Genomic DNA, 24,504 nt, shown 5'->3' on the forward strand with positions numbered 1-24,504 from the left:
TTTAGTCTTTAGAGTAATCCTTCTTCTGCACAAACGGCTCTGACTTTTTCTCTTAGCTCATCCATATCAATAATGCTGTCTAAAACAACTACATTGCCTAAATGCTGGGCACTGTCTGCTAAATCTCCACCCACAAAAAAGACATCTGCCAAATCGGACGTCGCACTCCCCATGTCATAATGAGCTACTTCAACCCCTGTCACCCCTAACTCCTTTAACACACTAGTAATATTCATCTCCACCATAAAACTAGAACCTAATCCTGATCCACAAACTGCTGCTATTTTCATAACAATTCCCCTTCCTTTAATAACTCCATAATGATTGCTTGATCTGATGCTGCTAATAAATTTTCTAACCTTTCTTTCGTTGAAAGTATTTTCGTCAAACTCGCCAACGCTTTTAAATGCATTTCATTGTCTACAGCTGCTAAACAGATAAAAATGCTGATCTCATGTCTAGGATCATCTAACAGTAAAACAGGCTCTGTCACCTTTAATAGCGACATTCCTAATTGGTTAACCCCATCTTCTGGTCTAGCATGAGGTAATGCAATTCCTTTGCCGATATGAATAAACGCACCATAATCTTTGACCTTTTGGATCATCGCGTCAATGTAATTCTCTGTAATTCGTCCTTGTTCTTTTAAAGGGCTTGCAGCATAGGCGATCGCTTCTTCCCAATTTAATTTTTTATCCGTCAACTGGATCATGTCTTTTGTCAGCAACTCAGATAACATCGGTCTCTCATCTTCTTTCATTTTCATTTTTTTGATCATTCTTCGATTCAAAATACGGTAAATTTTTTCTTTGGTCACCCCTTTTTTTAATTCAATGTAAGGTAGCAAAGCTTCAATAATTTCATTTACAGAAGGAACAACGATTCCTGGAATTAACAACTCTTCTTGCACACGACGAATCAAATCATTTTTTTCTAATTGCGTCATGATTGGATTAACAAGATAGTGTTTTTTAGAGGTATTCAGTGGCACACTTGAAAAAATCACCTCATACTCCGTTTCTGAAATACTTTCTAGTTGATCCACAGTTGTAGCCAAACTAAAGTCGATCGTAGGAAATAATTCTCTTAGCTCCGATTGCATGATCAATGATGAGCTAATCCCATTTGGACATAACACTAACGCTTTATATCGAATCACACGATTTAATTCCCGCTGATTTCCAATTTCTCCACCAAATAAAATCGTAAAATAGCCAATTTCTTCATCTGGAATTGGTTTGCCGATTAACGCTTCTAAAGGTAATAGCGCCATTTTGGTTAGGGTAAATATTTCACCGTACTGATCCTTAATTTCCCCAATTAAAACGTTGGATAAAGAAAAATTGTAGTGGATTCTAAAAAAAGCCGGTACTAAATGATAAAACAAATCCAACAGCAACTTACGATATGACTTAAATTCAATCGCTGCCAAACGCTCCATTTCATGAATGATTTGACGTCCACATTCCAATAAAAATTCCAAAGATGTGTCTCTGATTTCTCCTTGGGTAATAGTCATAAATACTAAAGTAAAATACAGTTCTTCGTTTTGAATATCCAAAATTGTTGAGAAATTCGACAAAAATATCTGGCTTCCGCAAAAGGCATTCAACGTTTTTAAAAACGTTTCTTCCTGTTGAGTCAAACGAAATGAATACCTCTGACTTCGACACAAAACATAAGCCATAAAATAGACTGTCTCTTCGATTCTACTTGGAACAATCACCAATTTACTTTCTTTGATCGCTTTAAAAAAAGCAACGCGAACATCTGCCTCAAATGTTTTAGAAACCATAATCAAGCCTTTTTTCAGTCCCCATTTTCCAGCAGTTGATTGAATTGTTTTGGCAATCATTTGATGGGTTTGAATACGAATTTTTTCTTCACTACCAGATAAATAAAACCCTTTTTTACGAGAATAATCTAAGGTCAGCTCCTTTTTCGCTAGACGTTTTCGTAATTTTTTAATATCTGCTAAAACTGTATTTTTGCTGACTTGAAAAAATTCTTGATAATGATAGACTGATAAATCTTCTTCTGCAATCAGTGTCAACAAATAAAGCAATGCCTGTCTTTCTTGCTCTGAATAATAAATATCCACTTCTTGTTGGCCAAAATGAATCTCTAACCATTTATCAGCTAATTGTTTTGGAAAATAAACATGGTCATTTTCAACACCGATTTTTTCATAAGAAAATCGCGTGGATACGTCATTTATTTTTCTTAGCTGATCAATTATAGTTTCAGCAGACAATCCTGTGATTACATGAAATTCCTGAAGGGTATACTCTACTTTGTCCGACATATTGAAAAGATAGCTCATTCGATAATCAATCATTTTGTTCCTCCTATACTCAATATATAATGTAAGCGCTACAGACAAAAGAAACATTGGGTCTAATTTTCGTTTAGCTTTCATAAATAATTGGGCTTAACTCTTTATTCAATAAGTCCCTTCCTTTGGCTTATCTTACAAAACTCATTATAATAAAGTCAGTCAAAAACACCCTGAGCTACAGTTCCTCTATCAAAAAATAGGACTTAAGATGGATGTTTTATCATTACAGAATTGTTACAATATCATTACTTTAAAGTTTCATTAATTGTTTAACTTTCAATCATTAGGAGGAAAAAAGAATGAAAAAAAACAACGTAAAAATTGGATTGATTGCCTTGATCGTCGTTATTTTATTTGGTATTTTTGGCATCAGTCAGTACAATGGTTTGGCAAAAAAAGAACAATCCGTAGAATCACAATGGAGCCAAGTTGAAAATGTCATGCAGCGTAGAGCCGATCTGGTACCTAACTTAGTCAATAGCGTAAAAGGCAGCATGCAACAAGAACAAAAGGTTTTTGGTGATATCGCTAAAGCTCGTGAAGCATACGGCTCAGCAAATAAAGATTCGGATAAAATCAAAGCCAGTCAAGAATTGGATCAATCTGTGGGTACACTGATCAATGTGATCAATGAAAATTATCCAGAATTAAAATCTAACAACAACGTCCAAACATTGATGACTCAATTAGAAGGCACTGAAAATCGAATTTCCGTTGAGCGTAAACGTTACAATGACGTCGTAAAAGAATACAATGAACAAGTCGTTTCGTTCCCTAAAAATATCTTTGCAAATATGATGGGCTTAGGTAAAAAGGAGTACTTTAAAGCAGAACCCACAGCCAGTAGTGTGCCTTCTGTTAATTTTGACAATTCGACTAGCTCATCAAGTGGGAAGTGATGAACGATGAAACTTTTTAGACGAGGATTATTTTTAAGCGTAGGATTTTTCCTTGTCGCCTTTTTCGTCAGTTTCCAAACACCTGTTTTTGCTGATCAATTGCCTAAAGCACCTGATCACTTTTATTTAGATCAACCTGGAATTCTTGATGAAACAACTAAACATTTAGTCGATAAAAAAGGCGAACTCTATAAAGGGAAAAAAGAAGCTCCCCAAGTCGTTTTAGCTGTGATCGATTCGACTAACGGTGATAGCATTGACAGTTACGCACCTGATTTATTTCAAAAATGGAGAATCGGAAACCAAACCGAAAATAATGGTGTGTTGATTCTCTACGCTGTTAATGATGGCGAGCGGAATGTTCGAATTGAAGTCGGGTATGGTTTAGAAGATATAATTACAGATAGTATCGCTGGAAATATCTTGCAACAAGCCAAAGAGGACTTGAAATCAGATAATACAGCATCAATCAATAAAGGATTACGCTATGCATTTAACGCAGTCAGCACATTAATTGATAAACATTATGAGTACCCAGCAGACGAAAATGCCTTATCTGATGCTGACATAGATCAAGTCACCTCAGATGACAGCTCCGATGGGGATGGATTTTTCGGTATTTTCATTGTATTACTTGTTATCTTGCCTTTCTTACTTTCTAAAGGAGGTCGCGGCGGTCGTGGTGGTGGTCCGTGGTATTGGGGCGGCGGCGGTTTTGGCGGCGGTTCTTCAAGTGGCGGAAGTTTTGGTGGCAGCGGCGGTGGTGGCTTCTCTGGCGGAGGAGGTTCTTCTGGCGGCGGCGGAGCTAGTATTTAGTTTTTTTAACAAGTCTTACCTTTTTAAAAAATATAAATCGCATCTAATCAACGGTTTAAAAAACTGATTAGATGCGATTTTTTCTATTTTTAGATTTTATATCCCAGACTCACGTGAACTCCGTATAAACGGTTGATGTTGCACAATATCATTCTCAGGATTAGACACTTCTGTTCCATCTACTATAAGTACGTATAATTCGTTTTCTCTACCTTTTATCAACAGATTATTAATAAAAAATCAAACAAGTAATTGCTTCCGTTCATTATAATAACTCTTATATGCTAAATAAGTGGCAATTACTGAACCAATACTTGTCGCAGACAATAACATAAATGTCACCATGATCTGATATTTGATTGCATGGACAGGATCTACCCCAGCAAAAATCAGTCCTGACATCATCCCAGGTAAACTAACGATCCCCACAGTTTTTGCAGAATCGATGGTTGGTGCCATGCCCGTTCTAATACTCGCTCTTACAATTGATTGTGAAGCCAATTTACTATCAGCACCTAATGCTAGTTTTTCTAAAACCGCCTGTCTTTGATCATGAAATAAGCTGTCCATATTCCGATAACACAACCCAATCGCTATCATCGAATTGCTTGCGATCATGCCGCTGATTGGAATAATTTGAGAAGGAATAAAACGAATGGCACCTGAAAGAACCAACACACTGATTGTGATGCCTGTACTGCAAGCAATAGCGATAAACGAAATCAAAAAACCTTTTTTTAAATGATCGCTACGCTTGTTCGCATTCAAGGCAGCATTAATGATAATGATTCCAGCCATCACAACAGTCAATATCTTATTATCTACTTGAAAAACATATTTAAGTAAATAACCGACTGCAATTAACTGAATAATTGCACGACATACACTAATAATGATGTCTTTGGTAAAGCCTAATTTTTCTTTATAGCTAATCAGTAGAGCCACAATCACTAACATTCCTGCAAATAATAACGACAGATCGTTTACTGCTAAATCCATTATTCTTCCTCCAATCGTCCCGCTACGATTTTTTTGACAATAGTTGATTGAGCAATTTCTTCTGTATCATGGGTCACTCGAATCAAGGTCACATTTTTTTCTTGATTCAATTGCATTAGCCATTGATTGACGATTTTCTTACTTTCTTCATCTAGCCCTGCTGTCACCTCATCTAAGAGTAACACTTCCGGTAAAAATATCACATTACGAATCAAAGCGATACGTTGTTTTTCTCCGCCAGATAATTCCGTTATTTTTTTATCAAGATAACGTTCAGACAATTGTACTTCTTTTAATAACTCTACTACATGCTCCACTTGGAATTCTTTTTTACGGATCTCGTATGGAAGCATAAAGTTATCCCGCACTGTTTCACCAAATAATGAGGGTTGCTGAAAGCAATAAGACACCTGCATGCGGTAACTTTCAGGCGTAAACGTCTCAATATCTTGGTCATTGAAATATATCTTTCCTTTAGTCGGTGTCAATAATGATGCTAGTAGCTTGAGCAGGGTACTTTTTCCACTACCTGAAGGGCCTGTGATCGTTGTATGACTGCCCTTTTCAAAATTCATTGTAATATCGTTTACTATTGATTGCTCTTCTAGTTGGAAAGAGATATGTTCCGTTTTTAACAAGTTTATGCATTCCTTCCTATGTTATTTTTTGGGAGAATTCTAGCATTGGCTACCGAATACTCACAAAAAATTTTTATAACTATTACCATTATAATCGTTTTTCACTCATGAGCCAAACTAGTTCAAATTTCAATGTTACCAACGAAATATGTTTCAAAAGTAGACTTAATTAAAAATATCTTCTGGCTTTTTTTGTACTCAATTCAAAAATCTTCTTCATGCCAACATTCTTTTGAGTGTATTCTAAAATGAGCGGAAAGTTGAAATACCATAAGATAAAAAAGTAACTATTCCGAAGTAATAGTTTATTGACTATTTACTGATAAACTTCTCACTATTATATCCATTGTAGCTTTTAGTCAACTGTTTAAAAATAAAAAAAGCCAACCTCTATTACAAAGTTGACTTTCTTGATTCAATACCCAAACTTAATCTGCATTCCATTTGGATCTGGGATGGTTATCTGATTGTTCTTGCTTACATATTCGACGATTAATTCCTCTAACCGCTTGGTAAACAGCTCAAAAGCTTCTTCGGACGGTAGTTGGAAACTATACCATGCCAAACCTAATTGGTTCTCACCAATTAATGCAACATGCTCACCATTCCAAGTATTTGTCCCGATGTGATGATGATACTCACCTGCTGCAAAGAATTTTGCGCGTCGGCCAAAATTGGATTTTAACGAAAATCCAAGCTGTTCGTAAAACGTCTCCGTTTCATCCAAGTCTGCAACCTGCAGATGAACATGTCCAATTCTGGAATCTGGTGCCATCCCTAACCATTGTCCATCAGCTTCAGCAACCACACCGTCACCATCCATCTCTTCCGTCACACCAATGATTTCTCCATCCGCTCGAATATCCCATTCTGTCATTGGTTTATCTCGATAGATTTCGATGCCATTACCTTCTGGATCGCTTAGATAGATTGCTTCACTGTAACCATGATCAGCCGCGCCAATTTCAATATTGTTTTGCATTAGCCATAGCAGGCTATTGCCTAAATCTTTACGAGTTGGTAAGAGAAAAGCAGTATGGTACAATCCTGTTGTTTTATCTTTTACGATAGGATCAACAAGTTCTTCTAGAATTACTATTGTTTCAGAGGACCCTTGTGCACCTAAGAAAGCTTTGTTAGTTTCCTTTTTTAATAAAACAAGACCAATCATCTGCGTATAAAATTCTGTCATTACATCCAGATTTTTCACGTTCAATTTTACTTGTTTTACGATCGTCTCTTTAGGTAATGTGTACACCATACTTTTCTCCCCCATTTGCTTGTAATTAGTTAAATTCTAGGAAACGAGCGCTATCTTCCATGTATTCTTTTTCGCCAGCTTCAGCTTCGATTGAACCAAATACAAGTTGTGCTCTTAGTTTCCATTGACTTGGAATTGACCATTCTTTTGCTACAGCTTCATCAATTACTGGATTGTAATGTTGTAAGTTTGCGCCGATATTTTCTTGTGCTAATGCAGTCCAAACGTTAGCTTGTGTCAAACCACTCGCTTGTTCTGACCATACTGGGAAATTATCTGCATATAATTCAAATTGTTCTTGTAGATTTTTTACGATATCCATATCTTCAAAGAAAAGAATTGTTCCAGTTCCTGCAGCAAAGCTTTGTAATTTCGCTTGTGTATTTGGAAATGCTTCTGCTGGAGTTAGAGGTTTCAATGCTTCTTCTGTCATTGACCATAATTTTTTATGTGCGTCACCAAATAAGAAAACCACACGTTGTGTTTGTGAGTTAAATGAAGTTGGACTTTCTCTAACCACTTCTTTGACCAAAGCTGTGATTTCTTCTTGTGATTGTGGAAGGTTATTTCCTAAAGCGTAGATTGAACGGCGTTTTTTTAATGCTTGAGTAAATTCTGTCATGTGTATTGCTCCTTTTCGATTTCAATTAGTTTTTAGATTACTTTCACAGTATAATTCCTTACTAAAAGTAAGTAAAGAGATTTGACTTACTTTTTATAAGTTTTTTTCAAAAGAACAGAAAAAAGAGTGCGGAACAAAACTAAAAAATAGTTTTGATGTGCACCCTAAAACCTAATAAACGTTGGCCAAAAGTCAGGTTCTTCAGCAATTTCGCAAAAATTACTCGAACCTAATCGCCTTTTGTCTCAACCTCATTCCTGTCCTAAACTTTTCTTTGGCTATCTAAAAATGAGCAGAGTTATGAATGTAATAATTGCAGGAACTCCTTGTTTCAATAAAATCGATTTAGACGAAGTTACACCACCATAGACCGCAGCCACTACTACACAAATAATGAAAAATGTGACTACACTCCAACTGTTTGAAGCAAAAAATACGCCCCATAAAATACCTGTAGCTAAAAAGCCATTATATAAACCTTGGTTTTTAAATAAGGTTTGAACACGTGGATCTTCTAAAAATTCTTTATCAAGACCAAATGAACGTTGCGCTGCTGGAGAAGTTGTTTGAAACATTTCTAAATATAAAATGTAATAATGTTCCAGCGCAACAATCACTGCGAAAATTAACGGAATAATCTGCATTGTCTCTCCCCCTATTTCCAAGTGGTGATATCTGCTGCTGGTAAACGATAAGAAGGATAACCTTCTTCATTTGCTTTACCGATTGAAATGATCATAACTGGATAATAACGTTCTTCATCCATATCCAAAGCCTTTGCGATTTTCTCACGATCAAAACCACCAATAGGATTTGTATCATAACCATACGCACGAGCAACTAGCATCAAGTTCATTGCGGCTAGAGCACCATCAATGATGGCCATTTCTTTCTTTTCTTCTGTAGACATTTGTGCAAATAACGGGCTTAGCATTTCTAATTGACGTTCTTTGACTTCTTGTGGCATAAGGTTTTGTTCAACTGCTGTGCCATAGATTTTTTCTGCATGTTCAAAACTATTTAAATCACCAAAAATAACGATCATAGCCGCAGATGTTTCATTTTGTAGTTTGTTAAAACGAACGACAGGTGCCAAAGCTTCCTTACCTTCATCACTTGAAACAACAGCAAAACGCCAAGGCTGCATATTCACTGAAGAAGGGGCTTTGACTGTATCATTAATAATCTGCTCCATCTCTTCTTGACTGATTTTAACCGCTGGATCATAGCTACGAATGGATCTTCTGCCTTTCATAATTGTTTCAAAATTGTTTTCTTTATATGTGTTTTCCATAATATCCCTCATCTCTCTCTTTTGTTCGATTTCCATCGAACATTAAGAATATATCATTCCCAAAGCAATATGTAAAGTAGAATGTTTGTGTTATAATCTGTGTATGAAAAACAAAATGACTACCAACAACAACGATCCTGTACTTCAAGCACTACAAGCAATCAGTGATCCAATCCGTTTAAATATCCTTACTTGCTTATTACTTGATGGAGAGAAACGTATTACTTCAGAAAAATATAACATTGTTAAATCTACATTATCCCACCATATAAAATTGCTTAAGGATGCTCAACTCATTCAAGAGATTAAAATCGGAACATACAAAACCTATATTATAAACAATGATTACATCCAACAAGAATTACCTGGATTATTGGAACTGATTCGCTTTAGAGCACAAAGGACAGAGAAATAACCAGTTATCAACTATTTTCGTTCGTTGATAACTGGTTATTTATTTGTTTATTTATCCATAGTAATGACGATTTTTCCTACTGCATGATGGGTTTCACTTAATGCGTGAGCATCATAGATTCCTTGTCTAGAAAATGGAAATACTGCGCCAACTACTGAAATCACTTTATCTTCAGCCATAAGATCTGCAATTTCTTGTAATTGTTTTCCGTTTGTTTGAAGCCAAATACTTTCTGCTTTAATATTTTTTTCTTTCGCTAATGCTTCATCTGCAATCCCAACAATTGAAATCAAACGACCAGTAGTTGGTTTTAATACAGAAATACTTTCTTTTTGAATGTCTCCGCCCATCGTGTCAAAGACTAAATCAATATCCGTCAACACATCAGCAAAGTTTGTTGTGTGGTAATCAATGATTTCATCTGCACCAAGTTTTTCTAACAACCCATGATTTTTTTCACTAGCTGTCGTTATTACATAGGCACCTGATTGTTTTGCTAGTTGAATTGCATACGTTCCAACGCCACCAGCACCAGCATGAATCAACACTTTTTCCCCTTTTTGAAGCTTTCCGTGATCGAATAACGCTTGTAATGCCGTCAAACCAGCTAAAGGAACAGCAGCTGCTTGTTCAAAAGTAATATTCTCAGGAATTTTCGCTAATAGGTTTTCATCAACGATTGTTTCCTCTGCGTAAGTGCCAAAGCGTGTAGTTTCTGGACGAGCAAAAACTTTATCCCCTACTTTCCAGTCTGTCACCTTACTGCCGACTGCAGTGATAACACCAGCAACATCCCAGCCTAAAATGATTGGAAATGGCCAGTCAAACATTTGTTTTAAATAGCCTTCTCTTAATTTCCAGTCAATCGGATTAATTGACGTTGCATGTTCTTTGACTAGCACTTGGTTTTCTTTTAACTCAGGTAATGTTATGTCTTGTTCTGTTAATTCTTCTTTACTACCGTATTGATTGATAACTACTGCTTTCATATTCTCTGTGCCTCCGTTTATTCAACAAAATGTGAACTCAGTATACTCCTTATTTTTTATTTAGGTAAAGAATATGCTTATAATAAAAGAAGAACCCAAACCAAAGCTCAAAATCAAGCTTTGTTCTAGGTTCTTGCGTTCTTACTGTTTATTTTTATTCATAACGTAATGATTCGATTGGATCTAATTTGGCTGCTCTTCGTGCTGGCAGAGTTCCTGCAAGGAAGGCAATGCCCATAATCACAAGAATGATCACAGCAGAAGAAGTTGGTGAAAATTGAATCAAGGTAAATCCTGTCAGTGACTTCAAGAACGAATCGGCTGCAATTTGATTGATCAATGCTCCTGCGCCAATTGCTCCTAAAATACCTAAAAGGGAACCTAAAAATCCAATCAACGCCGCTTCTACACTGAAAATCGTAAATACTTTTCCACTGCCAAGCCCCATTGCTTTCATCAAACCGATTTCTCTTGTGCGTTCTTGAACAGACATATACAGCGTGTTGATGATTCCAAAACTTGCTGCCAGTAAAGCAATTGCGCCAAACATTGTTAAGACACTAGTAATTGCATTAATTACATTACGGATCATACCGATTTGATCTTCAACTGTTTGTCCTGCGTAACCAGCTTTATCTAAACGTTCTTTCACATCTTTAATTTCATCAGCAGTCACATCTTTGTTCATCTCTCCAATTACGGCACCATATTGACCTGTCATAGATTCTGGCAGACCTTCTTCGTTGATCTTCGTAATTTCATTGACAAGAGCACTATTTAAAATAGACATACCGCCTTGAATTAAACTTGCATTACGAATACCAACAATTTTGGCTTCAAGAATGGTCTCTTTTTGTGTGACTGAAGAAGAGACGGCAATTTTGATGTTTTTTCCGATTGCTTCTTTTTTAGACTTAAAACCTAAAGCTTTTACATATTCTGGTGCTAAATTCACTTCAAAATCAGAACTTTTTTGGTTTATTTCTTTTCCTGTTTCAAGATCGATTTTCAAATCATCTACTGTTTCAGATGCTGAAAATACGTACTTTTCTTTATTTACGCCTGAAATATAGTTAATCGTAAAGGATTTTAAAGGGCTTACCTTATTGATCCCTTTGATTTTTTTGATTTTTTCAATATCATTACTATCTAATTGTTTCATTTGTGACATTGTGCTTGTTTTTTTGTCAGCATCATATTTTTGTGGCTCACCGTCTTCACCAAAACTACCGCTGACTTTTGGCTGGATGATAATTTGACTATCTGCGCCGACATTATTTACTTGTTTGTCGATATAATCATTGACACCAATGTTGACACCCGTCGTAAGTGAAATCGTAAAGGCACCAATAAAGATTGCTATAATTGTCAATATTGTTCGTCCTTTATTACGCATCAAATTGGAACTTGCTGATTTTAAAATATCACTAAATTTCATTTATTCGTCTCCTCCTACAATTAGTCCGTCTCGCACATGGATTTGACGGTCACAGCGCTCGGCAAGCTCAGGATCATGGGTAACAATAATCAACGTGATCCCCTTTTCTTTATTCAAATTGAATAATAACTCTTCGATTTTTTCTCCTGTTGTAGAATCTAGATTTCCTGTCGGCTCATCAGCAAAAAGAATTTGTGGATTATTGACCAATGCTCTAGCGATACAGACTCTCTGTTTTTGTCCACCTGAAAGGTTATTTGCTTTGTTGTTGACTTTATCTTCTAAATCAACAGCTTTTAGTGCATCCAAAGCCATTTGTTTTCGCTTGCCGTTTGAGACACCACCGATTTTTAGCGGCAACATCACATTATTTAACACTGTATCTTTAGGATTCATAAAAAATTGCTGGAAAACGAACCCAAATTGTTTATTTCTTGTTTTATCAAGTTCTTTTTTACTGATACTTGTAACGTTTTGACCATTTAGTAAGATTTCTCCTGAAGTTGGTTTATCTAATAATGCTAAAATATGCATCAAGGTTGATTTACCTGAACCACTTTTTCCAATAATTGCTACGGACTCCCCTTCTTCGATTTGTAGATTTACACCTTTTAATGCGTCAAATTTTGACTCATTGCGACCGTAACTTTTCTTTATATTTCTTGCTTCAATTACAGACATGTTATCCCTCCATTGATTCTATTCACTTGATCTTTGTTATATAATTCAAAATTCCCAAGCTTGTTCACCCTTTTTCCATTTTTCTTCCTCCCACTATTATCTATTTTGAAGGAAGCTAAGTGCCTTGTCATGGTACCTAAGACCTATATCTTTGTCTATTTCATGCAAGTACACGCTTACATAAAAACAAAATCGATTGGCAAGTATCTACCAATCGATCTTGTTTTTTTATTTTAGTAAGGTTAACAACTGAAGGGAACGTTTTGCCGCCCGTTTAAGTAGTTCATCAGCAGATGTCATCGCTTCTTCTAACGTCATAATTTGGTCAACGATCGGAATGATTACTGATATACCTTCATGATAAAACAGCACGTCATCTCCTGAAAAACTTCCTACAAACGCAATGACAGGAAGCTGATACTTTTTAGCGAGTCGACTGATACCGATCGGTACTTTTCCTTGTAAGCTTTGATAGTCCATTTTCCCTTCACCTGTGATGACCACATCCACTTGCTGGATCAATTGTTCTAAATCGGTTTGCTCTGAAATCAATTCAAACCCAGAACGAACAGTCCCTTTTAAAAAAATTCTAATCGCAAACCCAAGTCCTCCAGCAGCACCATCACCTGATAGTGTTTTTTCCTCATTCGTTACAATTGATTGATAGTGCTTCATCGCTGTTTCATAGGGTTCAATTTCTGATTCGAGTAGACCTTTTTGGCGACCAAACATTTTGACAGCACCTTTTTCCCCCGTTAAAGGACTTTCAACATCTGCAGCAATTTGAATATCAATTGTTTGGATTCTAGGATCTAACTTCTCTTTGGAAAAAGAAGCTATTTTCGCTAGACTACTTCCTTTAGCTGGTAATCGTTGATGATTCTCGTCGAAAAATTCTATACCTAGAGCACTTAATAGACCAATTCCTCCATCAACGGTTCCCGTCCCACCCAAACCGATGACAATTTTTTTGGCTTCTTGATCCATTGCCGCTAAGATCAATTGTCCAGTTCCATAAGAAGAGGTATTTTTAGGATGAGTCGCTAGTGTACCATCCAGAAATTGCACACCTGATGCTGCGGCGGATTCAATAATTGCCATTTTTTCGGATTCAAACCAGCCAAAAGAGGCGAACTGTTGACGACCATTTAGAGCTTGAACAGGTACAACCTTTTTTTGTCCATTCTTATTTTTTATAAGGGCATCCACCGTTCCTTCTCCACCATCCGCAATGGCTACTTGCGCTACTTGATGCCCCCATGCAGTAAACGTATCTGCAATGATTTGATTTGCTTCAATGCTGGTTAAAGAACCTTTCATTGAATCAATAGCTGTCAATAGTTTCATCTTATCCCTCTTCTCTAGAACAGTGTATTTTTTTCTATACTTGTGATCATTACTTTTCCAACATGCGGTAGCCAATGCCAATTTCAGTTAAAATATACTCTGGCTCGACAGGATTGTCTTCAATTTTTTTTCGGATATTAGACATATTCACTCGTAGTGTCTGACTCTCATTACTGTATGGTCCCCAAACTTTTTGAGAAATATACGTATGGGTCAACACTTTTCCTACATTTTCCCCAAGTACTTGAATAATTTTATATTCATTCGGTGTGAGGTGAATGACTTTTCCAGCTTTACTGACTATGTGATTTTCACTATCAATACATAATTCGCCATTGATGATTTTCTTGATTTCTGGGGCATTCGTTCCAGTTACAGCATGCCGTAAAGCTGTTCTGATCCTCGCAAGTAATTCCGGTGTCCCAAAAGGTTTTGTAATGTAATCATCGGCACCGAGATCTAGTGCTTCAACTTTGGTATGTTCATGATCACGAGCAGAAATAATAATGATTGGGACAGCTGAGGTTTCGCGAATTTTCTTTAAGATTTCAATCCCATCTTGATCTGGCAACCCTAAATCGAGGAGAATCAAATCTGCTGGCCACATCCGAAAAGTTGATAATCCTTCTAGAGCTGAATGAGCTAAACGAATGTCATGTTTTTCTTTTTCTAAAACAGCACCTATAAATTCTGCAATCACATGGTCATCTTCAATAATTAAAATTGTCGCCATTATAGTTGCTCCTTTCTTTCGCAGGGTAATGTAAAGGTAAATACGGCTCCGCCTTGTGCTCGATTGGTTGCATTTAGTGTGCCATCATGAGCCATAATAATTGTTTTTACAATGGATAAACCAATTCCCATTCCACTTTTAGAATCAACAGGTGTGTTTTGTTTATTCATACCGTCGAATAACAGTTTAATTTGCTCATTGGTCAATCCTTTTCCTTGATCAGCTACTTCAAACGACACTTCTTTATCATTCGCTGAAACAGTCACAAAAATAGGGGAACGACTATTTGAGTGCCGGATTGCATTTTCCATTAAATTGAATAAGACTTGTTCAATTAAAATTGAGTCCATTGGAACAAACAGAAATTCCTCTGGTAAGGTGACACTAATTTCACTTTTAGGATAGCTTTTTTTGATACGTTGAATCGCTGATGAAACAACTTCTTCTACAGCTTCTTTGCTTTTTGCAACTTTCATGGTCTCTTCATTAATACGAGTGATCGAAAGTAGATTTTCCACCATCCGAATCAACCAATTGGCGTCGTCTTTGATTCCAACAAGCAGTTTCCGTTTGGTTTCTTCTGGTAATTTTGTTGCTTCGTGATCGTCTAAAATCGTTTCTACAGAACCTGAAATCCCTGTCAGCGGCGTTCTCAAATCATGGGAAATTGCTCGTAATAAATTGCCTCGCATACGCTCTTTCTCATTTTCAAATAGAATTTGTTGACGTTCTAAGGTCAAGTTATTTTGTTCTATGGCTAGAGCTAATTGGGTAGAAATCAAGTCTAAGAAGGTGATAATTTCATCTGTAATTGGATTTTCTTTACTTTTTTCAATCCCAATAACAGCTAAAGTCAGGCCATTTGATAATACTGGTAAATAAAGAGCTTTCGCTCCCATCAATGTATCTGTTCCATAACCTGCTTCTTTTTGGTTTACAAACACCCAGTTGGCTACCGCCAATTCTTCCAAGCTTCTTAAAGGACCTTTAATTGGCGCGCCTGACGGATTTTTCAGTTCTTCTTCTCCGTAAAGGACAACTTCCCGATCCAACATCGTTGATAAATAGTCAGCCGTTGTTGCCAATATTTCCTTTTGGTCATGGGTAACTAAATATTTTTTATTCAGCTCATATAGAATTTCTAGCTGATGTTCTCGTTTCATAGCATAGAAGGCTTGCTTTTTGATTTGCATCATTAAATTGCTGACTAATAAAGCGACTAAGAGCATAAAAATCAGCGTTAACGGATAACCTTGTTTATAGACGGTTAACGAGTAGAGAGGTTCAACAAAAAACCAATTAAACATCAATACACTAGCAATCGATGACAAGGCTGCCCATAAGTACCCAGTTGTCACTCTGGCGACCAACAAAACAAACATAATATAGATCAAAATCAAATTTTGATCCCCGATGCGAAAATATGAACCTAATTCAGAAAGTATTGTTGCTAAAGTAAGTAATCCTACAGTCATATAAAAGTCTTGCCAAGTAAAGATGCTTTTGAGATTTTTTTTCTTTGTTGCGTATTTATTCAACAAATATTTGTTTGATTGATATGGAACTAAGTGAATATCTACATCAGGTATAAAAGCGATGAGTTCATCTTCTAAATCTGGACGATACAGACGAATAAAACGAGAGCGATTGATGATTTTGCCCATCACTAAATCGGTGACTCCCCGCATTTTGACATACTGAATAATAGTTTCTCGTTGATTGTCACTTTCTAATGTGACCACCTCACCGCCAAGTTTAGCCGCTAGTTTTGAATTTTCAGATTCTGCATGTTCCGATGTGTCTTCTAAAATTTCTAATGCAATCCATTCTGTCCCTAACGCTTGAGCTAGACGTGCCGTCCAGCGCAGGCATTTTTTTGTCATATCTGGATTCTTTTCATCAATTACAGTCAGTAACTTGGAATGAATTCCTGTGCTTTTTTGTGTTTCTTGTTGGTTCGTTGTATTAATATGATCCGACGCTTTACGAATCGCTAAGCCTCTTAATAACGTTAAATTATCAGACGTAAAAAAATTAGCCATTGCCTTTCTAGCGTTTTCTGAGTGATAAATTTTTCCTTGTTTCAGTCGATCCAATAATTCTTCTGTTTCGATATCGACAACTTTTAGTGAACTGGTTTCAAAAAAAGTATCTGGTACCGTTTCAGAAATATGTACTCCTGTGACTTGTTCAACCACATCATTCAAGCTCTCGATATGCTGAACATTAACGGTTGTATACACATCGATTCCTGCTTTTAATAATTCTTCAATGTCTTGGTATCTTTTGCGATTTCTGGCGCCGACAGCGTTTGTATGTGCCAACTCATCGACTAAAATAAGCTCTGGTTTTTCTTGTAATGCCGCATCCACATCAAACTCATTGATTTTGATCCCCTTATATTCATAGGTTTTAGTAGGCAATGTTGGTAACCCGCTGACCAAGGCTTGGGTTTCTGGTCGAGCGTGTGGTTCAACATAGCCAATCAACACTTTTTTTCCTTCACTTTGTTGTTCGTGTGCTTCTTTTAGCATCGCATAGGTTTTTCCTACACCAGCCGCATAACCGAAGAAAACCTTCAGTCTTCCAGACCTCAGGCTTTGTTCGTTCTTTTTCCATTTTGCTAAAAGTTGTTCTGGATCTAAACGTTCCTCTTCCACTTTTGCTCCATCCTTTATTCAAAAATTAGGAATAGAGAGTGTCCTCTTTTTGAAGGAGTCATCTCTAATCCTATCATTTATTTAGATTCATCCAGCATTTGATTGACTCCTAAAACATTCACACGTTGTGAAGTTATCCCGCCAATTTTTACGCCAGTAATGTTTTGTTTGATTATAGCACGGACATCCTCTTTTTTCATATTTCTAGCGGCTGCAATTCGTTCGCTTTGGAAAAGTGCTGCTTCTACAGAAATTTCAGGATCAACACCACTAGCTGAAGCTGTCACTAAATCAACAGGAACAGCAGTTGCATTGCTTTTTCTCACGCGTTCTTCAACTCGCTGTTTTTGTTCTTTTGAAACAGGAGATAACTGGCTAACTTCACTAGAACGTCCGTGAAGGTATTTTTCTCCTGTAAAGGTTTGGCCGATTAACTTAGAGCCGATCACAACGTTTTTTCCTGCTTCTTGTTTTTTTATTAAACTACCATTTGCTTGTGCAGAAAAAACGATCTGTCCAACAGCTGTCACTGCTACCGTATAAACGACACCACACAATAGAGTGAATAATAAAATACTTTTTAATGACGCAATCATTATCTTTTTCACGGTTTTCTCTCCTATTTTAAAAGTGTAAGGAATTAATTAATACAAAATCAATGTCAAAAACATATCAATCAGTTTGATCGCGATAAACGGTGCAATGACACCGCCTAATCCATAAACCAATAAATTATGACGTAAAATTTGACTGGCTGGTTTTTCTTTATACGAAACCCCTTTTAAAGCCAATGGAATCAACGCGATAATAATCAATGCATTATAGATGATCGCTGATAAAATTGCTGTTGTCGGACTAGTTAATCGCATAATATTTAAGGCATCTAATGCAGGATAAATACTGAAAAACAACACAGGGATAATCGCAAAGTATTTTGCAATATCGTTGGCGATGCTAAACGTTGTTAGTGCACCGCGAGTCATTAATAATTGTTTTCCAATTTTTACAATGCTAATTAATTTAGTTGGACTAGAATCTAAATCAATCATATTCCCAGCTTCTTTCGCTGCCTGGGTTCCTGTATTCATCGCTACCGCTACATCAGCTTGTGCTAATGCTGGCGCATCGTTCGTACCATCTCCTGTCATTGCAACAAGATGTCCTTTTTCTTGGTACTCACGAATCAAACTCATTTTATTTTCTGGTGTTGCTTCAGCTAAGAAATCATCTACACCTGCTTCGGCTGCAATTGCCGCAGCGGTCATAGGGTTATCTCCTGTAATCATAATTGTTTTGATGCCCATTTTACGCATGTCATCGAATTTTTCTTTTACACCATTTTTTACAATATCTTTTAGGTAGATTACACCGAATACTTGATTATTTTTTACCACAACTAAAGGCGTTCCGCCTTCATTAGCCACTCTTTGAACGATTGTGTCGCATTCTTCTGGATAGATACCGCCGTTTTCTTCTACGTATTGTTTCATAGTATCGGCAGCGCCTTTGCGGATTTCAGCGCCTTGATAGTTAATTCCACTCATCCGTGTTTTAGCTGTAAACTCGATAAATTCAACGTCTACATCCTTTAATTCACGTCCACGGATATCAAATTTTTCTTTGGCTAAAATAACGATACTACGACCTTCTGCTGTTTCATCAGCTAACGAAGAGAGCTGCGCAGCATCAGCTAAGTCGTATTCTTTCACACCTGTTACCGGAAGAAATTCACTCGCACGACGATTCCCTAATGTGATGGTTCCTGTTTTATCCAACAACAAAATATCTACATCACCAGCAGCTTCGATCGCACGACCACTCATCGCAATTACATTTTCTTTATTTAAACGACTCATCCCAGCAATTCCAATAGAAGAAACAAGGGCACCAATCGTCGTTGGCGCTAAACAAACAAGTAAAGCAATAATCACTGTTAACGATAGTGCAGAACCTGTGCCAACTAACTCACTTGAAAACTGAGTAAATGGCAATAACGTTGCCGAAACGACTAGAAAGATAATAGTCAGCATAATCAAAATAATTTGAAGACCAATTTCATTTGGTGTTTTCTTCCGCTCGGTACCTTCCACCATTGAAATCATTTTGTCTAAGAAAGATTCACCGTTTTCAGCAGTCACTTTGATGACTAGATAATCGGAAACGACGGTTGTACCACCTGTCACAGCACTACGATCACCACCTGATTCACGAATAACTGGAGCGGACTCACCCGTAATAGCACTTTCGTCAACAGAAGCAGCACCGTCAACTACATCTCCATCCATCGGAATTTGCTCGTTAACTGCGACATAAACCAGATCACCTTTTTTTAATTCAGACGATTTGATTTGAATAAATTGTTTCTTTTTAACATCCTCTAAAGCGTTCACTTTATGGGCTGTTACGTCTTTTTTGGCTTGTTTCAAACTTTCTGCTTGTGCTTTGCCTCGTCCTTCTGCGATCGCTTCTGCAAAATTGGCAAATAAAATCGTCAACCATAAAATAACAGCGATTGCTAAGATAAAGAACGGATTCGCATCAGTGTAACCAAAAAATGTTAATACATAAAGAACTGTTGTTAAAATTGCTCCTGTGTAAACCACCAGCATCACTGGATTTTTGACTTGAATGTTTGGCGCAAGTTTTTTGAAAGAAGATGCAAATGCATCCATATAAACACTGCGTTTGTTTTGCGTATTTTTCAAAAGAATCCCCTTCTTTTTCTTATTTTGTTATGAAATGTTCTGCAATTGGACCTAACGCCATCGCTGGTAAGAAACTTAATGCTCCAATTACCAAAATAACAATAATCAACATTGTCACAAATGTAGCGTTTGTTGTTGAGAGTGTACCCGAACCTGTTGCAACGATTTTCTTTTTCCCTAAGTTAGAGGCAAGGTAAATTATCGCTAGCATAGGAATAAAACGAGAAAGGATCATAATCGCGCCACCTAGAAAATTTAAAAATGTGGTATCTGCAGTCAACCCTGCAAAAGCACTCCCGTTATTATTTGCTAATGAAGAGAAGCCGTATAAAATTTCAGAAAAACCATGAGGGCCTGAATTTGTCAGCCAACTCATTGCTTGCGGATTTAAGATAAAGAGCATCGTTCCAATCAGCGTTAAAAGAAGCGGTGTTAAAATCACTAAACAAACCATTTTCATATCGAAAGGTTCAATTTTTTTGCCTAAATATTCCGGCGTCCGTCCAACCAATAAACCAGCAATGAAAATCGCTAATAAAATAAACGCGATCATACCATATAAGCCACTACCTGCACCACCGAAAATAATTTCACCTAACTGCATTAGAAACATTGGAATTAATCCGCCAAGGGGCATAAAACTATCTAGCATCGCATTGATCGATCCATTAGAAGCCGCGGTCGTACTAACTGCCCACAGACTTGACCAACCAATACCAAAACGCATTTCTTTTCCTTCTAAGTTCATTCGACCAAGTACATGAGTAAATTCAGGTCCATAATACTCACTCAATGTTACACCAATCATTGCGGCGATTAAAAAGCCTAGTGAAACGATCATAATTGTTCTGCCTTGTTTCCACTCTTTAACAAACAAACCAAAAGCAACAATCAGCGCTGCTGGAATCAATAAAATCGATATATTTTCCACAAAGTTACTAATTAGGTTAGGATTTTCAAATGGATAGGTAGAATTCCCACCATAAAATCCACCACCATTGGTTCCAAGTTGTTTGATTGCTACTTGGCTGGCAACTGTTCCTAAAGGTAAAAAGATTTTTTCGCCTAATTCCAAACTACTTGTTTCAACTGAACCAGCAAAGGTTTGAACGACTCCTTGAGAAATCAAAATCAATGAAACGATGAATGAAAGCGGCAATAAGATATATAATGTAATTTTGGTTAAATCTTGCCAGAAATTCCCAATATATTTTGTCGTCCGATTGGTAAATCCTCTTAATAAAACAAAGAGTACTGCAATTCCTACTGCTGCCGAAACAAAGTTTTGAACGGTTAAACCGAATGCTTGAGTAAAAATCGACAAAGTATCTTCTCCTGCATAGGCTTGCCAGTTGGTATTCGTCACAAAACTTGCTGCTGTATTAAAGGCTAAGGATACGCTTGTTCCAGGTAAATTCTCTGGATTTAAAGGTAAAAAACCTTGTCCTAACATCATCGCCATTAGCACAATCAATGAAAAGAAACTAAAAAACAACACGCTTAGCCCATATTGTTTGGCATTCATTTCTTTACGAGCTGGCGTTCCTAAAAACCGATAGATTATTTCTTCTAGCGGACGGATAATTTTAGTCAGTATTGTTTTTTGCCCCGTCATCACTTTATGAATATAAAAGCCTAGCGGAATCGCTAAACCGATTAAGACAATAAAAAAGATAGCTTGTTGAATAAAAATAGCGCTCACTGTTGCTCCCCCCAAAATAGTGCATAAAATAAGTAAACTAGCAGTAATACTGCAATAATTCCAGAAATAATCGTCATCGACATTCCTCTCCTTCATTTGATGAGAGTATGATATCAAATTTTATATAAAGATAGTGTTAAAGTTACGTCTGTTTCTTTATACAATCTTTATACGCTAAAAAAGTGTCTGAGACATACCTCTGCAAGTTATATCTCAGACACCCAAAATCCGAATAAACGGCGAGAAAAAAGCAGCTCCTTCGGAAATAAGCTGAAATTTACAAAAATTTGAAGAGCAATTTTCGTGAATTCCTTCTTATTTCTCGGAGCTAAACACTTTTGTCTCGTCCTCTTTTAATAGAATTGATTTTCTTCACTTTTATTCTTCATGAAAAAATTTTTACTTTTTCATTCACTAAAATAATGGATTTAGACTCCGTTTAGCGTATCTTATTTTGTCGCCTATCTAACAGTCTTGCGACTGAAAGGAGGTGTCCTCTTTATGTTCATAGCATTTGTCTGCCAACTTCTTGTTGGACTATTGCTCTCATTATTTGAGCTTTGGCTAACGAACAAATACAAGAAGTAACAGAAAATAAGGCGACATTAGCCAAAAAGCCCCTGGAGATCGCACTCTCCAGGGGCTTACTCTTTATGTTCATTCTTAGCAAAATAATTATACCATGAGCTCCTCATTAATAACAAGAATAAAAAAGTATTTCTTACAATAATTTTTCAATATCTCCAGCAATTTTTTCTGGCTCTACTGTCGGTGCAAATCGTTTTATGACTTGTCCGTTACGATCGACTAAAAATTTAGTAAAGTTCCATTTAATGGCACCGCCTAAAAGACCACCTTTTTCACTTTTCAAAAAATGATATAACGAATCCGCATTTTCACCATTTACATCAATTTTTCCAAACGTTTGAAAGGTTGTTTGATAGGTCAATTGACAAAAATCACTGATTTCTTGATTTGTCCCAGGTGCTTGATTGCCAAATTGATTACAAGGAAAATCTAAAATCTCAAAACCTTGCTCACGATATTTTTTATACAGTTCTTCTAACCCTTCATATTGAGGTGTAAATCCACAACCTGTCGCTGTATTCACGATCAGAAGCACTTTTCCTCGATAATTTTCTAGTGAAACAGTCTCACCATTTGTTGTTTTCACCTGATAATCATAAATACTCATGCTTTATCTTCCTCTCATGTTACTCATCTTTACCAAAATAGTAGCTAGTTGATCGTTTCTCGTCAAGGAAACAGACTTCTTCATTTGCTTTTTTTCTTTTAAAAAAATGCCTATAACCTACCAAATCCCCTCCATTAATAAATTCCTTATCCACCAAAGTCAAAAAAGTAAGTGTCTAGGACATAACTCTACAAGTTATATCTTAGACACCCAAAACCCGAATAAACGGCAAAAAAGCAGCTACTACGCTTCGATCACATCAATTTCTAAATGCTAGTTGAAGGCTTCGTAAATAAGCTGGAATTCACAAAATTTTTTTAAGTAATTGTCGTGAATTCCCTCTTATTTATCGGAACTGAACACGTTTGTCTCCTCCGCCTACTTTTTTACAAATCAATCAACAATCTCTTTTAATTCAACCATTTCTTTCCACTCACTCATTACCTTTTTATAACGATACCGAATAATTACTGATGCAACGAAACCGATAGCTGTTAAAACAATATTTAAGCCAAAAATCATTGATACATTGATCTTTTCCAATTGCCCTGTAATATAAGGAACAATCATCACCGAAACAGATGTCGCAATTGAATAATAACTAGTGATTCGCCCTTTGCCTTTTGAAAACAACTCCAGCAATACCGCTAACCCTAATTGCCAAATCCCTCCTGCAGCAAAGACACCGATACCAATTGAGCCAACCAAAAACATTGGTATACTAGGAAAAAGAGTCATTCCAATCAACAAGAATAATGAAATTAAGGTACACCAGACAAGTAATATTGTCGGCGCAGCACCTCGTTTTACAATCAGGGATGTTAAAAAGACTGACGCAAATGATCCTATGCTATACGCACTAACCAAAACTAGGCTATTCGAGTGATTCATCAGATTTAATGACTCAGCAAAAGTGGGAACCCACAAAATAAAGATATTAAACGTCGACACACAAGTAAAACTGAAAACCAGTAGCGCCAATCCCTCAACTTTAAATAGTGGTTGTTTTTTCTCAGTAATCGGCTTCTCTTCTACGACTATTTTAGAAGTGGACTCATCTACTTGCATTCTGTCTGGAAACCCTAGTTTAGAAATATAAAGTAAATTAATAAACAAGCCTAATGCACAACCAATAAAAACAAGCCCAAAATAAATTTCGTGATCCAACATAAAACGAGTAAGCAGCGGCAAAATAAATTGTCCTAAAGAAATAAACGCTTTATTCAACACACTAAGAGAACTATTATCCTTTTCATTTGGGTAGGCCTCCATCAACGTCGGATACGTACTTGTATCTAAAAACGCATTACTAAATCCAGCAAATAAAGCAAAAAAGAGTCCTTGTAAATAATTTTGACTAATCAGGATGCCTAAAAAAAAGATCAAATAGCTAACGATGCCCAACTGTACCGTTTTCTTACGTCCAAATTTATCTGAAAAATATCCAGCAAAATACAAAATCAGCACACGCCCCAAACCAATACCGCTAATTACCAAAGTAACCTGCTGCACAGTCGCTTGCCAATTATCCATCAAAGCATGAAGATTTTGAGATAAAATAATTGCCGCCATCCCTTGGAAAATGAAATTTGTATATAAAGAGCCGATCAAAGGGGTATAGTTTTTTTTCTTTGCTTCCATCCTAATTCTCCTAGCTATTTAAAATCAACTTTGTTCAGTTGTTCACTATCTATAGTTTAAAAAGAAATGTTTATAATATCTAATGCTTTATTTTTATACAATCGATAAATATTATTTATGAATTGGTTCAT

At 36.5% G+C, this 24,504-nt stretch carries 23 protein-coding genes and 1 pseudogene; 3 read left to right on the plus strand and 21 right to left on the minus strand.

Annotation, left to right across the window (positions count from 1 at the left end):
* Positions 1 to 8 precede the first annotated feature (8 nt).
* Both A5880_RS05070 and A5880_RS05075 read right to left on the minus strand, forming a co-directional pair.
* Positions 9 to 290, minus strand: coding sequence for a PTS sugar transporter subunit IIB (locus A5880_RS05070; protein ID WP_086331290.1), 282 nt, complete (start codon positions 288 to 290; stop codon positions 9 to 11).
* Entirely contained in the window at positions 287 to 2,338 is a 2,052-nt protein-coding gene (locus A5880_RS05075; RefSeq protein WP_086331289.1) for a BglG family transcription antiterminator, read from the minus strand. Before A5880_RS05075 ends, A5880_RS05070 begins: the two co-directional genes overlap by 4 nt.
* Before the next feature lie 299 nt (positions 2,339 to 2,637).
* Here A5880_RS05075 and A5880_RS05080 point away from each other — a divergent pair, with 299 nt between their 5' ends.
* The gene (locus A5880_RS05080) at positions 2,638 to 3,237 is read left to right on the plus strand and encodes a LemA family protein (protein ID WP_086331288.1); all 600 of its coding nucleotides are present in this window, start codon (positions 2,638 to 2,640) and stop codon (positions 3,235 to 3,237) included.
* 6 nt (positions 3,238 to 3,243) lie between these two features.
* Positions 3,244 to 4,053, plus strand: coding sequence for a TPM domain-containing protein (locus A5880_RS05085; protein ID WP_086331287.1), 810 nt, complete (start codon positions 3,244 to 3,246; stop codon positions 4,051 to 4,053).
* Between the two features lie 240 nt (positions 4,054 to 4,293).
* Here the strand turns inward: A5880_RS05085 and A5880_RS05090 are convergent, their stop codons facing one another.
* From A5880_RS05090 to A5880_RS05115, 6 genes are all read right to left on the minus strand, one after another.
* The gene (locus A5880_RS05090; protein WP_086331286.1) at positions 4,294 to 5,052 is read right to left on the minus strand and encodes an ABC transporter permease; all 759 of its coding nucleotides are present in this window, start codon (positions 5,050 to 5,052) and stop codon (positions 4,294 to 4,296) included.
* Complete coding sequence (locus tag A5880_RS05095) at positions 5,052 to 5,690, minus strand: ABC transporter ATP-binding protein (protein WP_086331285.1); 639 nt, start codon at positions 5,688 to 5,690, stop codon at positions 5,052 to 5,054. The genes A5880_RS05090 and A5880_RS05095 overlap by 1 nt, the downstream gene beginning before the upstream one ends.
* 415 nt (positions 5,691 to 6,105) lie before the next feature.
* Complete coding sequence (locus tag A5880_RS05100; protein WP_086331284.1) at positions 6,106 to 6,951, minus strand: VOC family protein; 846 nt, start codon at positions 6,949 to 6,951, stop codon at positions 6,106 to 6,108.
* A gap of 25 nt (positions 6,952 to 6,976) precedes the next feature.
* Complete coding sequence (locus tag A5880_RS05105) at positions 6,977 to 7,573, minus strand: nitroreductase family protein (protein ID WP_086331283.1); 597 nt, start codon at positions 7,571 to 7,573, stop codon at positions 6,977 to 6,979.
* A gap of 278 nt (positions 7,574 to 7,851) precedes the next feature.
* Positions 7,852 to 8,217 carry a DUF1304 domain-containing protein gene (locus tag A5880_RS05110; RefSeq protein WP_086331282.1) on the minus strand — a complete coding sequence of 122 codons (366 nt, stop codon included), beginning with the start codon at positions 8,215 to 8,217 and terminating at the stop codon, positions 7,852 to 7,854.
* A gap of 11 nt (positions 8,218 to 8,228) precedes the next feature.
* The gene (locus tag A5880_RS05115; RefSeq protein WP_086331281.1) at positions 8,229 to 8,867 is read right to left on the minus strand and encodes a nitroreductase family protein; all 639 of its coding nucleotides are present in this window, start codon (positions 8,865 to 8,867) and stop codon (positions 8,229 to 8,231) included.
* 115 nt (positions 8,868 to 8,982) lie between these two features.
* Here A5880_RS05115 and A5880_RS05120 point away from each other — a divergent pair, with 115 nt between their 5' ends.
* Positions 8,983 to 9,282 carry an ArsR/SmtB family transcription factor gene (locus tag A5880_RS05120; RefSeq protein WP_256924833.1) on the plus strand — a complete coding sequence of 100 codons (300 nt, stop codon included), beginning with the start codon at positions 8,983 to 8,985 and terminating at the stop codon, positions 9,280 to 9,282.
* 47 nt (positions 9,283 to 9,329) lie between these two features.
* On the opposite strand, the gene A5880_RS05125 is transcribed toward A5880_RS05120, so the two are convergent.
* The 13 genes and pseudogenes from A5880_RS05125 to A5880_RS05175 all read right to left on the minus strand — a co-directional run bounded on the left by A5880_RS05125 (position 9,330) and on the right by A5880_RS05175 (position 24,373).
* Positions 9,330 to 10,271 (minus strand): NADP-dependent oxidoreductase, encoded by a 942-nt coding sequence (locus A5880_RS05125; protein WP_086331279.1) that lies wholly within the window; start codon positions 10,269 to 10,271, stop codon positions 9,330 to 9,332.
* Positions 10,272 to 10,425: 154 nt separating this feature from the next.
* On the minus strand, positions 10,426 to 11,709 hold the full coding sequence (locus A5880_RS05130) for an ABC transporter permease (protein ID WP_086331278.1): 1,284 nt from the start codon (positions 11,707 to 11,709) through the stop codon (positions 10,426 to 10,428).
* Positions 11,710 to 12,390 (minus strand): ABC transporter ATP-binding protein, encoded by a 681-nt coding sequence (locus A5880_RS05135; protein ID WP_086331277.1) that lies wholly within the window; start codon positions 12,388 to 12,390, stop codon positions 11,710 to 11,712.
* A 228-nt stretch (positions 12,391 to 12,618) separates the two neighbouring features.
* The gene (locus A5880_RS05140) at positions 12,619 to 13,737 is read right to left on the minus strand and encodes a glycerate kinase (protein ID WP_086331276.1); all 1,119 of its coding nucleotides are present in this window, start codon (positions 13,735 to 13,737) and stop codon (positions 12,619 to 12,621) included.
* Between the two features lie 49 nt (positions 13,738 to 13,786).
* Entirely contained in the window at positions 13,787 to 14,470 is a 684-nt protein-coding gene (locus tag A5880_RS05145) for a response regulator transcription factor (protein WP_086331275.1), read from the minus strand.
* The gene (locus A5880_RS05150) at positions 14,470 to 17,130 is read right to left on the minus strand and encodes a sensor histidine kinase (RefSeq protein ID WP_086331274.1); all 2,661 of its coding nucleotides are present in this window, start codon (positions 17,128 to 17,130) and stop codon (positions 14,470 to 14,472) included. The genes A5880_RS05145 and A5880_RS05150 overlap by 1 nt, the downstream gene beginning before the upstream one ends.
* A gap of 77 nt (positions 17,131 to 17,207) precedes the next feature.
* Positions 17,208 to 17,738 carry a potassium-transporting ATPase subunit C gene (locus tag A5880_RS05155; RefSeq protein ID WP_086331273.1) on the minus strand — a complete coding sequence of 177 codons (531 nt, stop codon included), beginning with the start codon at positions 17,736 to 17,738 and terminating at the stop codon, positions 17,208 to 17,210.
* A 36-nt stretch (positions 17,739 to 17,774) separates the two neighbouring features.
* Positions 17,775 to 19,835, minus strand: a complete 2,061-nt coding sequence (gene kdpB, locus A5880_RS05160) for a potassium-transporting ATPase subunit KdpB (protein WP_086331272.1) — start codon at positions 19,833 to 19,835, stop codon at positions 17,775 to 17,777.
* A gap of 19 nt (positions 19,836 to 19,854) precedes the next feature.
* A complete protein-coding gene (kdpA, locus tag A5880_RS05165; protein ID WP_086331271.1) occupies positions 19,855 to 21,537 on the minus strand; it encodes a potassium-transporting ATPase subunit KdpA in 1,683 nt (560 codons plus the stop codon).
* Positions 21,534 to 21,620, minus strand: a complete 87-nt coding sequence (kdpF, locus tag A5880_RS16155; protein ID WP_086331270.1) for a K(+)-transporting ATPase subunit F — start codon at positions 21,618 to 21,620, stop codon at positions 21,534 to 21,536. The genes kdpA and kdpF overlap by 4 nt, the downstream gene beginning before the upstream one ends.
* Positions 21,621 to 21,750: 130 nt before the next feature.
* Positions 21,751 to 21,890 (minus strand): annotated as a pseudogene (locus tag A5880_RS16160) (DUF3788 family protein); the annotation flags it as partial.
* Positions 21,891 to 22,258: 368 nt separating this feature from the next.
* Positions 22,259 to 22,732 (minus strand): glutathione peroxidase, encoded by a 474-nt coding sequence (locus A5880_RS05170; RefSeq protein ID WP_086331269.1) that lies wholly within the window; start codon positions 22,730 to 22,732, stop codon positions 22,259 to 22,261.
* Between the two features lie 393 nt (positions 22,733 to 23,125).
* A complete protein-coding gene (locus A5880_RS05175) occupies positions 23,126 to 24,373 on the minus strand; it encodes an MFS transporter (RefSeq protein ID WP_086331268.1) in 1,248 nt (415 codons plus the stop codon).
* Positions 24,374 to 24,504 lie beyond the last annotated feature (131 nt).

Source organism: Enterococcus sp. 4G2_DIV0659, from assembly GCF_002140715.2.
In the GTDB taxonomy this organism is placed as follows: domain Bacteria; phylum Bacillota; class Bacilli; order Lactobacillales; family Enterococcaceae; genus Enterococcus_L; species Enterococcus_L mansonii.